10 protein-coding genes and 2 pseudogenes are annotated in these 10,755 nt (G+C 40.0%); 11 read left to right on the top strand and 1 reads right to left on the bottom strand.

Features of this window, described 5'->3' with window-relative positions; all coding sequences use genetic code 11:
• Window positions 1–86 precede the first annotated feature (86 nt).
• From qatC to RTL34_RS11100, 10 genes and pseudogenes are all read left to right on the top strand, one after another.
• Entirely contained in the window at window positions 87–1,412 is a 1,326-nt protein-coding gene (qatC, locus tag RTL34_RS11145; protein ID WP_062333038.1) for a Qat anti-phage system QueC-like protein QatC, read from the top strand.
• Window positions 1,412–2,155 (top strand): Qat anti-phage system TatD family nuclease QatD, encoded by a 744-nt coding sequence (gene qatD / locus RTL34_RS11140; RefSeq protein WP_312116941.1) that lies wholly within the window; start codon window positions 1,412–1,414, stop codon window positions 2,153–2,155. Before qatC ends, qatD begins: the two co-directional genes overlap by 1 nt.
• A gap of 247 nt (window positions 2,156–2,402) precedes the next feature.
• On the top strand, window positions 2,403–2,744 hold the full coding sequence (locus RTL34_RS11135; RefSeq protein WP_060996132.1) for a helix-turn-helix domain-containing protein: 342 nt from the start codon (window positions 2,403–2,405) through the stop codon (window positions 2,742–2,744).
• Between the two features lie 818 nt (window positions 2,745–3,562).
• A complete protein-coding gene (locus tag RTL34_RS11130) occupies window positions 3,563–4,687 on the top strand; it encodes an AOC03_06830 family ribosome hibernation factor (RefSeq protein ID WP_060994964.1) in 1,125 nt (374 codons plus the stop codon).
• A 65-nt stretch (window positions 4,688–4,752) separates the two neighbouring features.
• Window positions 4,753–6,495, top strand: coding sequence for an alpha/beta-hydrolase family protein (locus tag RTL34_RS11125; protein ID WP_060994965.1), 1,743 nt, complete (start codon window positions 4,753–4,755; stop codon window positions 6,493–6,495).
• Between the two features lie 23 nt (window positions 6,496–6,518).
• Window positions 6,519–7,706 carry a Na+/H+ antiporter NhaA gene (gene nhaA, locus RTL34_RS11120; RefSeq protein ID WP_036604826.1) on the top strand — a complete coding sequence of 396 codons (1,188 nt, stop codon included), beginning with the start codon at window positions 6,519–6,521 and terminating at the stop codon, window positions 7,704–7,706.
• An 88-nt stretch (window positions 7,707–7,794) separates the two neighbouring features.
• Window positions 7,795–7,893, top strand: a pseudogene (locus RTL34_RS11115) (calcium/sodium antiporter); the annotation flags it as partial.
• A gap of 14 nt (window positions 7,894–7,907) precedes the next feature.
• On the top strand, window positions 7,908–8,435 hold the full coding sequence (locus tag RTL34_RS11110; RefSeq protein WP_099808676.1) for a recombinase family protein: 528 nt from the start codon (window positions 7,908–7,910) through the stop codon (window positions 8,433–8,435).
• 103 nt (window positions 8,436–8,538) lie between these two features.
• Window positions 8,539–8,853, top strand: coding sequence for a type II toxin-antitoxin system RelE/ParE family toxin (locus RTL34_RS11105; RefSeq protein ID WP_312116936.1), 315 nt, complete (start codon window positions 8,539–8,541; stop codon window positions 8,851–8,853).
• 2 nt (window positions 8,854–8,855) lie between these two features.
• Entirely contained in the window at window positions 8,856–9,188 is a 333-nt protein-coding gene (locus tag RTL34_RS11100) for a type II toxin-antitoxin system MqsA family antitoxin (protein ID WP_065253217.1), read from the top strand.
• Window positions 9,189–9,482: 294 nt separating this feature from the next.
• On the opposite strand, the pseudogene RTL34_RS11575 reads toward RTL34_RS11100, so the two are convergent.
• A pseudogene (locus RTL34_RS11575) lies at window positions 9,483–9,650 on the bottom strand (IS701 family transposase); the annotation flags it as partial.
• 240 nt (window positions 9,651–9,890) lie between these two features.
• On the opposite strand from RTL34_RS11575, the gene RTL34_RS11095 reads away from it, so the two are divergent.
• Entirely contained in the window at window positions 9,891–10,487 is a 597-nt protein-coding gene (locus tag RTL34_RS11095) for a DUF411 domain-containing protein (RefSeq protein ID WP_007116040.1), read from the top strand.
• The last annotated feature ends 268 nt before the right edge of the window (window positions 10,488–10,755 follow it).

Genomic DNA, 10,755 nt, shown 5'->3' with positions numbered 1-10,755 from the left:
ACCAATCTTGCTTTCATCGCTTTGTTATTGAAAAGATTGTGAACAGGTTCTTAAAGAGATTTGGACCGAGTGGGAGGACTATCTAAATGATTGAACTATATTTTGAGACTGACCCCACTAAATTACCTAATATGTCAAGTAATGTATTACCAGTCCGGATGTTTGGCAAATCTGCACTGGAAGGTATGTACAACAGTATTGGCGGAGCTGCTTTACAAGAATTCAGAAGATTACAAGAACAGCCTGACGAAACAGCTTTTGACTTAATGATGTTATCGTTAGCAGTTACTGCCGCTGATACTTTCGTTGAACGAAACACCAGAGCAGAAGATGCTTGGTGTCGTCAATTTAAGGTTCATCTACCTTTACTAGAACCAGATTTGTGGCAACAACAAAGATCATTACTTCAAGAAACTTTACATTTTCTCAGCGGTGACTTATGGGATTTTGAATTTAGTCAAAGTGATTTTCAAATACCAAGTAAGATAACGCATCGACGAGCTCGAAAAATACACATCGATAATCATGACTCGGTTTGTTTATTCTCTGGCGGTCTCGATAGTATGATTGGAGCCATAGATTTAACACAACAAGGGAAAAAACCTGTACTAGTCAGCCATGCTTATCCAAAAGATAGGGAAAAACAGGATGATGTTTATAACAAACTTCGCCTTACTAATGCTAAATTTCAAGTCGTCGCAAACCCAAGAAAAGTAAAAGAAATCCCAGTCGATGTACAAATGAGAACACGGAGTTTTAACTTTATTGCATTTGGAGCATTGATTGCTACTGCGTTATCAAAAAACCACTATAATAATCAAACCGTTAACCTTTATATCCCAGAAAATGGGCTTATTTCGATCAATCCACCATTAACAGCTCGACGAATTGGTTCATTGAGTACAAGAACGACTCATCCCTTTTTTTTAGGAAAGCTGAACGAATTGTTCATCAATATTGGTTTACCTGTTAAGCTATTGAATCCTTACCAGTTTAAAACAAAGGGTGAGATGATAGTAGACTGCCAAAATCAGGCTTTACTGAAAAAGGTTGCCGTTGATACAGTTTCCTGTGGTAAATGGAAACGCTCAGGTATTCAATGCGGCAGATGTGTGCCATGCTTGATTAGGCGAGCTTCTTTTAATGCAGCCACTTATAATGATAATACACCATACCAATTCCCAGTTTTAAACCATGTCATCAAAAACCCCAATAATAGAGACGATTTGATGTCTATGATTGTCGCTATTCAGAGTTTAGAAAATGCTTCGAATAAAAATATTTGGGTGGCAAGGTCGGGTTCATTACCATTTGAGAAAACTGAACGTCAGAGCATTATAGATACTGTTTTAAGGGGAATGGGTGAAGTGAAAAATTATTTACAAACTCAAAATTTGGATGTAACTGTCTAATGTACCCATTGATTGATCTGCATTGCCATTTGGATTTATATGAAAATTCGCATAAAGTCGCTTCTTTATGCGATGCTTCAAGTTATATCTTATCAGTCACGACAACACCTAAAGCATGGTTCGGTACAAAGGAACTTGCAGAAAACCATCAAAGAATTCAAACAGCTCTTGGTTTGCATCCACAGATAGCTCATGAACGTAGTGAAGAACTAGATTTATTTGACCTATTAGTGGACGACACAAAATATATAGGTGAAATAGGATTAGATGGCTCGCGCTCACTAAAACAATTTCAACCGATTCAACAGAAAGTTTTTGAGCATATTGTTATACAATCGAATAAGTCTACTCCTAAAATTTTAACCATTCATAGTCTTCAGGCTGTGGATAGCGTACTTGACTGTTTAAAAAATCATTTTTCGAATGGCGTACCTGTTCTACACTGGTACACAGGAAATGAAATTCAATTAAACAGAGCGATAGCTAATGGCTGTTGGTTTTCAGTAAATCAAAGGATGCTTTCAACCAACAAAGGAAAACAGCTCGTCAGCAGAATTCCCAAAAACCGCATTATCACTGAAACGGATGGCCCATTTGTTAAGAGTAAAAATCAGCCAATTTTGCCTGGCGAAGTTATGCCAGTAATCAATAGTTTATCTAAGCTTTGGAATGAACCAAGAGAGCAAGTTATTGCTAGAGTTTTCGAGAATTTTAAAAACCTTATAAGGCAAGTGACTTGGTGAACAACAATAAATCCCAAAAAATATTTTTAATTTTACCATTTATGTAGAAATACTTCAAAAATCGTTAAAAAGGGTGTCCAACTTTCGGGGTTCAGATCAAAATAAGTGGGCACTATCTCGTATTTTTTAGAATGGTGGTAGATGGGATGGTCGGATGCTTACACTGATTGTGATGTCTTACTTCTATGCAAAAAATGAACAAGAAAATATTTTGGCAAGTGAGCTTCAAAAGCTAAAAGGATAACTGATGAAAACGAATTTTCCTAAAGACTTCGATGTTGAAGCAGCGGTTCAAGCGATTATTGATGATGAACCTGATTTGATAGCAGAGCGAGACAATTTGATTGAAGCATTAAACCAAACCAAAGCAGGTATCTTTGCACGTACGACAGAAATATCAGATACGGCTCAAGTCCGCCATAAAGCGGGTTTGTCGCAAAGTCAATTTGCCAAAGCCTTAGGTATTTCTGTCAATACGTTAAAATCTTGGGAGCAAGGTCAGCGTAAACCGAGTGGCTCAGCGCAAGTCTTACTTAAATTATTAGGCAAAAAACCTGAGTTAATTGATGAGATTGCTCATTTTGCATAGTACTTGAGCCCTTCTATTAAACACCTTTTAGTGAGTGTAATCGAAAGTTTCTTATAAGCTCTGTTTAAAGATGTGTTGAACGCTGATTTATAGATAGGTTAATTTACAAAAATAGGCATAAACTTAAGAAAATAAGAAACTCTATGAAAACATCTGTTTTCCGTAGGCTAGTTCTATTATCACGCGAATCTATAATGGTATAATACTCGACAAAATTCCTTAGCGTGCAATATGACCCGAATTCTCAGATAACCCCTGGTTAAAGTGTGGCTTGTTTTTTTACACTCTACCTTATTCGATATCAGCAAAGAATTAGGGAAATATAGTCACAGAAACATAAAAGTGATACAAGGCAGGCGAACGAAACTGTACAAATAGTACTGTGAGTGAGCCTAACGCCGTAGCACTTTCTGTCTTCGAAGACTATAGCAGTCTAGCCGCTTTCGGATAAGCCAAGGCCACGTTTGTGAGTGCATTTATATCTACCCTTTGACCCAAAATTTTGTTTCTAGACATTAAGTTAGTTATAAATGGCAGATTAGGTATGAGACCATTATCGTTTATCCCAGTCTAGAACTTTTGAAATCTACGTCTTTTATAATACTCGTTTTTATTGTTCAAACGATGCTAACTATAACATTGCCATATATAAGCGATACAACATTTTACTTTTAATTCTTATTATGATTGATATAATCAAATTTTAGCTTAAATATGAAAAATAAATTCTATATTTTGCTATATTTAGAAATATATTTTCTTATTATTTTTTGTTTTTGATATTTATTTTTTATTTAATTTTAAAATGGAAGTTACACATGAATAACATCAATTTAAAAGAAACTTTTAAAACATTGCGTGGGCAAACAGGTAATCCAGCGGTTAGCGTATTTATTCCGACCCACCGTACTTTCCCAGACAATGAGCAAGACGCAATTGCCCTAAAAAACCAACTTAAAATCGTCGAAGAACGTGTCACCAATGAATACGACAAGCGTGTTGCTGCAAGTGTGATGGAAAAAATCCATGCCCAAACCGATGAGCTTGACCATAACTATAACTTAGATACGCTGGCTGTGTTTGCCACGCCTGAATCTGCTCAAGTGGTGCGTTTGCCCTTTGATGCCGCTGAGCGAGTCATCATTGGTGAAAAGTTTGCGACCCGTGACCTCATGCGTAACTTATCAGAAGGGGTTGGCTATTATGTGTTGGTAGTTACGCCTGAAAAAGCCCGTCTGATTGAAGGCGTGAATAATCGTCTGGTTAAAGAAATTAAAGGCGGTAGCGAACGTCAACAAACAATGAGCGAGTTGACCTTCCCTATTAACAACTCAACGCTACCCAACAACAGTAAAGCAGACCGTACAGGCTCATCAGACGATGATATGTACTTAAAAGAGTTCTTTAACCGTGTTGATAAAAGCTTGCAAGAGCTTTATAACAAATCACCACTACCTGTGATTTTGGTGGGTGATAGCCACAATATTGGTTTTTATGAAAAAGTGTGCGACCGCCCTGATATGATTATTGGTAAAGTCGATAATTTAACATATCTGAACGACAGCAAGCCAGAGGACATTATTGCTGGCGTTCAAGACATCGTTGAGCAAAAGCGTCAGACTCGTTACGAAACTGCCAAAGGCGACCTTGAAAAAGCTCGTAATGAAAAGATGGTGCGTACTGATTTGCAACAAATCTATCGCTCGGCGTTTGAAGGCAATGCGGTAACGCTATTGGTTCGTCAAGGTCATAGTGTGCCTGCGAAGATTGATGAGAAAGCACAGACCCTACAAGTCCAAGATGATGCTACTGCTGAGGGTGTAACCGATGATGCGGTTAGTGAAATCATTGAATTGGTTAGCCATAACGGTGGTGAGGTGGTATTTGTACCCACTGAGCAAATGGATGAAAAGGAGCCGATTGCGTTGATTACTCGTTACTAATCGTCGAATCGTTTACAATGAAGGGTAGTACAATTGTCTTACCCTTTTTTTATTGAGTAAAATAGATGAATAATACGCATTTGGTCGCTCAATGGCTACAGCGACAGATTAAAGATAGTTCAGCAGTTGGGTTAATGCTGGGTTTTTTTTGTCTATATGTGTCCTATGTACCAATGTTGTTGCCACGGGTCTGGTGGTTGCAGGCAATCAGTGGTGGCATTAACGCTATCGTTGGTTATGCGTTTGGAATGCTGTTGGGTCTTATAGGGTATTGGTTACAGCGTTTATTAAAAAACTCCAATCATCAATCAGCTATCAACCACCTAAATATCTTACCAATAATGACGATGGTATTAGGATTTTTAGGTGCGATTGGTTTTGCTTTTTATCATTACCAGATTACTGCCAAGATTGCCCAACAGGTCCAGATAACACCGCCGTCATTGCTTAATGTCAGCGGGGCTATGCTCTTAAGTCTATTGCTTTGGGGGTTGGTCGTGTTTATCGCTCGCTTGATAAAGCAATTGGTGTTGATGGGGGTAGAACGTGGCTTTCCACAGTTTTCTACTACCACAAAAATGAGTATGAAAGCAGGGGCTTTTTTACTACTGATTGTCGGATTGGTTACGTTAAGTCGAGATTATATCTGGCACAAAGTTGTCGAGAAAGTCGCCTATAGTGCCATGCAGCTTGATACCTCTGAACCCGATACCCTATCAGCCCCATTCTCACGGTATAAATCAGGGTTTGATAGTGGGCAAACGGGGCATAGTAATAAAGAAAAACCTGCCCAACAGTGGCAGGAGTTGGGGCATTTTGGACAACGCTTTGTCTCGCTTGGGGCGTCGCAGAAGGATATTAGCTTGCTGACAGGATTGCCTGCCAAAGAGCCGATTCGGGTATTCGTTGGTTTGAATCGTCAAGAACCTGATAAAGCGTTGTTAGAAAAAATGGTGCAGACCGCCCTTGATGAGATGGATAGAACGCAGGCGTTTACCCGCCGCTATATCGTGATACAAGGGGCTACAGGACGGGGCTGGATTGAAGAGTACAGCAGTCAGGCGGTTGAGTATTTGACCCAAGGCGATGTGGCAACGGTGGCGATTCAATACTCGTATTTACCCAGTCAATTTTCGTTTTTGTTGAATGGTGAGCTTGCCACGTTTGCCAATAGCGAGTTGATAAATGCCGTCAAACAACGTCTTGAGCAAATGCCGATTGATAAACGCCCTAAACTATTGCTTGCAGGAGAGTCGTTAGGGGCGTATGCCAGTCAATCGCTTTTTAACAATTATGATGATGTCATTAATCGTATTGATGGGGCGGTGTGGGTGGGAACGCCAAGATTTAGCCCACTATGGCAACAACTGGTGGCGAATCGGAATAAAGGTTCGACAGAAGCCTTGCCTATTATTCACAGCGGACAACATGTGCGATTTATGGATAATCCTGCCTCATTAAAACAACTGACAAATGATTGGCAGTCACCACGAATTGTATTTTTGCAGTATGCGACAGACCCTATCGTGTGGTGGTCGTCCAAGATGCTATGGCAAGCACCTGACTGGATGGCAGAACCCAAGGGTCGAGGGGTTAGTCATTTACCTAGATGGTTGCCTGTGTTAAGTTTTTGGGAATTATCTCTGGATATGCCAGCGTCTAACCAAACGCCTGCAGGATTTGGTCATATTTATGAAGATGATATCGTGTATGCGTGGGCGGCGGTACTCGATAATTCACAAGTTGACCCTAAGCAAGTGGCAGAAAGAATTGAACAGCGAATAGCATTCACAAAAGAGAATAAATAGCTATTTTTATATTAGGAGGGTCTATGAGTAATTTTCAGCAAACGCTTAAGCGGTTTTTTGCGATGGATGCAGCGGCTGGTATTGTTTTAGCCATCGCTGCACTACTGGCAATGATTGTTGCCAATTCGCCATTGCAAGAAAGCTATGAGCATTTATTGCATTTTCCGATTGCGATAAGTTTTGGTGATTTCGTGGTGAAACACCATTTGCTTCATTGGATTAATGATGGGTTAATGGCAGTGTTTTTCTTTTTAGTGGGGCTTGAGCTTAAACGTGAAATGATGGTAGGGGAATTGTCCAACCCACGCAACATCATTTTACCTGCACTCGCTGCCATGGGTGGCATGGTGTTTCCTGCCTTAATTTATTTGATGTTTAACTACCAAAACCCTGATTTTGCTAAGGGTTGGGCGATTCCTGCGGCCACGGATATCGCCTTTGCGTTGGGGGTATTAACCTTACTGGGTAGCCGAGTGCCGCTGTCGCTTAAAGTGTTTTTAACCTCAATTGCGATTTTCGATGATATTGGGGCGATTTTAATCATTGCTTTGTTTTATTCCAGTGGGTTAAACCTAGCCGCCTTAGGGGTTGCCGCTTTAACGCTTGCAGTATTGTTTATCATGAATCGTTTTAATGTCACTCGTATTTCTGCGTATGTCATTATTGGATTGGTGTTATGGGTGGCGATGCTTGAATCGGGTATTCATGCCACGATTGCTGGGGTATTGCTGGCGATGTTTATCCCAATGACTGATTCGGCAAACCCTAAAATCTCACCGTTAAAAGAACTTGAGCATGATTTGCATCATACAGTGAGCTTTTTGATTTTGCCCGTATTTGCCTTTGCCAATGCAGGGATCCATTTTGGGGGAGCGGAAGGAGGCTTTATGGCGTCACTCACCCACCCTGTGTCATTGGGCATTATCATGGGATTGCTAGTCGGTAAAATGCTGGGTGTGATGTTATTTAGTTGGCTTGGGGTTAAGCTAAAGCTCGCCAATCTGCCACAAGGCATGAACTGGGGTCAAGTAATTGGTGTCGCTGCCCTATGTGGCATTGGATTTACCATGAGTTTATTTATCGGGAGCTTGGCGTTCGCAGGATTGGAGATTAAACCGTTTGATGAGCGATTAGGGATTGTCATGGGTTCAGTTTTAGCAGGCATTATCGGTTATTTTTATCTGAATAAGACATTGCCAAAACAAGCCTAGCCTTTAACTATCCTATACCTAAAATGCGTTTTTATCATTGATAGCGGTAAAAACGCATTTTTTAATTGAATAGCAAAGTGAGTTTTTTATGTTGATTGCGATTGTGGCATTTTTAGTGGGGCTAGCTATACTGGTGTGGAGTGCCAACGTGTTTATTGATGGGGCAACGGATTTGGCCGTCAAGTTGATGCGTTAAAAGAAATCGGCTGTGAGCGAATTTTTGAAGACAAAGCATCAGGCAGTAATTCCCAACGTAAAGGATTGGATGATTGTCTCAACTATTTGCGAAAAGGCGATGTGCTTGTTGTTTTGGATTTAGATCGGTTAGGGCGGTTAGCCAGTGACTTGATAAAGTTGATTGATGAACTGGCTGAAAATGGCATTGGCTTTAAAGCGATTAATTCACCGATGGATACCACCACCCCTGCAGGTCGGGCGTTTTTACAAATTCAAGCCGCTTTTGCTGAGATGGAACGTAATATTATCCGCCAGCGGGTGAAAGAGGGGATTGCCGCTGCTAGGGCTCGAGGACGAAAAGGGGGACGACCTAGAATTATGACGGCTGAGAAACTTCGTTATGCTCAGCATCTGATGCAAGACCAAACCAAAAGCATTCCTGCGATTTGCAGGGAGCTTGGTGATATTCCCAGCAGTACGCTGTACCACTATGTGACGGCGAAAGGGGAGTTGAAGAAGGCAGGGGTGGATTTAATAAGCAAACTCGATTAATTTCAAAATTTTGGGAAGTTTCAATTTTTCAGGATTCTAAAATCGATTGTTAACTAGTAGATTTAGTATTATAATGCAATGTATCATATATTAAAGGTTTACTATGTATACGGTCGTCGAAACGGAAAGCTTTAAAGTTGAAATTGCTCAATTGTTAGATTTGGATGATCGATTGGCTTTCTTTACTTACCTTTCACAAAATCCATTAAAGGGTGATGTGATTCAACATGGCAAAGGTTTACGTAAAATTCGTTGGGCAACCAGTGGTAAAGGCAAGTCGGGTGGGGTTCGAGTTATCTACTACAATATGCTGGATGATGGACTGATAGTTTGTCTAGCTGTGTATGCGAAAAATGAAAAAGAAAACATTTCTGCCAAAGAATTAAAATCTTTGAAAAATGAAAAGCAAGGAAACTAATTATGAAACCTGTTAATTTCTCTGACGTAGATATTGCCAATATTGTCGAGGCAGTGATTCAAGATGATCCTGATGCGATTGTGATTAAGGACAGTTTAGCCAAATCACTTTCTCAATTACGAGAAGGACGGTATGCACCCGTATCGGAAGTCAGCCAAGTTCGTCAAAAGACAGGCTTGTCGCAAAGTCAATTTGCCAAGTCATTGGGGATTTCAGTCAATACTTTAAAGTCTTGGGAGCAAGGTCAGCGTAAACCGAGCGGTTCAGCTCAAGTCTTGCTTAAGTTATTGGGCAAAAAACCTGAGTTAATTGATGAGATTGCTCATTTGGCATAGTACTTGAGCCATTCTAGTAACTACCCTTCTTTGAGTGTAATTGAAATTTTCTCATAGGGTCTATTTACATATTTATTAGATACTGATTTGTAGACAGGTTAATTTACAAAAATAGAGGCGATTTGCCTCTGTTTTTTCGCCTAAATGGAAGTGTCCAAAAAACCAACGTTTTTTAGACACCTTGACCTTTATCAATTTTAAAAATACTCGACTAAATTCCTTAACGTACTATTTTCTCCGAATTCTGGGGTAACCCCATTATAATCTCTTATCGGTTGTCTAGCTTTATTATGCCACTACATAGCCATCGTCGTCTAATACGATGTCGTCTTTGACTTTTTCCCATACGAGCTTGGGTTTTAGTTTGTCATGACGTAGGTATCGATTGATGCGGTCATGACTAATTGATTCAGGATGATGTTCTGCGTAGTTGGTAAGGGTGTAATTGGTTTGGCTTACCAGTAAATATTGACAGTAGTCTAATCTAAGCGGGTGATAGCTTTTTTCTTCATCTCTTTATGCTACTATATTTTTATCCGCTTTCGCAAAATTTTATGCTTTTTGCGTAAGTCCTAATTATAAATGCCAAGCATAAGGTTTTGGCATTTACTCATTTAGTGATTTCAAAGTTACAGATTAACCAGTGATTTTAGCGTTACCCGTCACGTTTGAGCTGAAACCAACTTATCAATAGAGATTATCATGTCAAATAAATATTCTATTAAATTTTCAATCCTCGTCAGCTTATCAGCGTTATCTTTGGTCGCTTGTGGCAATCAAGTCGCGAAAAATAGTCAAACAGATACCATCGCCTCAACGCCTCAAACAACTCAGCAGCGTCAGGCGATAACCACCATTCCTAACGTTCAAACTCAAATCTCAGATACATTGAAAAACAATACGTTAACGGTACATCGCGACCCGAACTGTGGCTGTTGTCATAGTTGGATTGAGCATGCTAAATCCTACGGTGTGATGATTGTTGACAAAGTCACCAGTAATGAGGCAGTTACAGCGATCAAAGCGCAGCATCAATTACCAACGTCAATGTACTCTTGCCATACCATCATAAGCCAAGACGGTTATGTGTTTGAGGGTCATGTGCCGGTCAAGTATATGGATAAGTTCCTACAAAACCCGCCCAAAGACGCTATTGGTCTAGCCACACCGGGTATGCCAATGGGTAGTCCAGGCATGGAAATGGGTGATCAATTCAGTCCTTATACTATTATGCTGATAAAAAAAGACGGTAGTACCGCGCCTTATGCTAGTATTAAACAAGCAAACGAACAATATTGAAGATATTAGCCAGTACAGCGCTAGGTAACACTGATTGGGTCACGTCCGGCTATAGGACGTGGCTCTCATATAATATTACAGCAGATTGAGTAAGTTATTTAGTTAATCATCATAAGCAGTTACCCCACATTCTGCTAATGTGAGAAAGGCGGGGTGGTCGGATACTTATTTTAATCCAAATTCTATGCTGATGCCTAATTTATCAGGCCACATCAAAGAAAGCTAAATCAAAGGCTTTAAAGTGATTTTCCAGCTTTTTAGGAAAGTT

Origin of the sequence: Moraxella sp. CTOTU47915, assembly GCF_031986685.1 — a bacterium.
Lineage (GTDB): Bacteria > Pseudomonadota > Gammaproteobacteria > Pseudomonadales > Moraxellaceae > Faucicola > Faucicola tetraodonis.
This window is presented reverse-complemented; position numbering and strand designations above follow the sequence as displayed.

Bases quoted from the DNA above. Each gene is read 5' to 3' on its own strand.
- RTL34_RS11135 (WP_060996132.1), top strand. From the start codon at position 2,403: ATGAAAACGAATTTTCCTAAAGACTTCGATGTTGAAGCAGCGGTTCAA.
- RTL34_RS11095 (WP_007116040.1), top strand. From the start codon at position 9,891: ATGTCAAATAAATATTCTATTAAATTTTCAATCCTCGTCAGCTTATCA.
- RTL34_RS11100 (WP_065253217.1), top strand. From the start codon at position 8,856: ATGAAACCTGTTAATTTCTCTGACGTAGATATTGCCAATATTGTCGAG.
- RTL34_RS11125 (WP_060994965.1), top strand. From the start codon at position 4,753: ATGAATAATACGCATTTGGTCGCTCAATGGCTACAGCGACAGATTAAA.
- qatC (WP_062333038.1), top strand. From the start codon at position 87: ATGATTGAACTATATTTTGAGACTGACCCCACTAAATTACCTAATATG.
- qatD (WP_312116941.1), top strand. From the start codon at position 1,412: ATGTACCCATTGATTGATCTGCATTGCCATTTGGATTTATATGAAAAT.
- nhaA (WP_036604826.1), top strand. From the start codon at position 6,519: ATGAGTAATTTTCAGCAAACGCTTAAGCGGTTTTTTGCGATGGATGCA.
- RTL34_RS11130 (WP_060994964.1), top strand. From the start codon at position 3,563: ATGAATAACATCAATTTAAAAGAAACTTTTAAAACATTGCGTGGGCAA.
- RTL34_RS11105 (WP_312116936.1), top strand. From the start codon at position 8,539: ATGTATACGGTCGTCGAAACGGAAAGCTTTAAAGTTGAAATTGCTCAA.